Source organism: Bradyrhizobium sp. Unk1 (assembly GCF_059512345.1).
Genome location: NZ_JCAMOP010000237.1, coordinates 1 through 440, shown reverse-complemented (window position 1 = coordinate 440; position 440 = coordinate 1). Strand labels below are relative to the sequence as shown.

The window sequence follows — 440 nt, the reverse complement described above, 5'->3', positions numbered from 1 at the left end:
GGATGCTCGCGGATCGCCTCCGAGATCGGCATGAAGATCACGCCGGCCTTCTTCAGCTCGGCCTTGAACGTGGTCGCAACCGAGACCGAATCGAACACCGCATCGACCGCGATCTTGCGCCGGGCCGGATCTTCCTCGCCGGGCTTCGGCTCGACGCCTTCGAGCATGGCGACTTCCCGCAGGGGAATGCCGAGCTTCTCGTAGGTCTTGAGAATCTCCGGATCGATCTCGTCGAGCGAGGTGACCGTCTTCTTCGGCTTCGGCGCCGCGTAATAATAGAGGTCATGGAAGTCGATCTTGGGATAGTCGACGCGCGCCCAGGTCGGCTCGGTCATGGTCAGCCAGCGCCGATACGCCTCGAGCCGCCACTGGAGCATCCAGGCGGGTTCGTTCTTCTTCTCGGAGATGAACTTGACGGTCTCTTCCGACAGTCCCTTGGG

Annotated in this window: 1 pseudogene; it reads right to left on the bottom strand. The window is 62.0% G+C overall.

Annotated elements, in window-relative coordinates:
* Positions 1–440 (bottom strand): annotated as a pseudogene (locus AC5ZFO_RS48305) (Fe-S cluster assembly protein SufB); the annotation flags it as partial.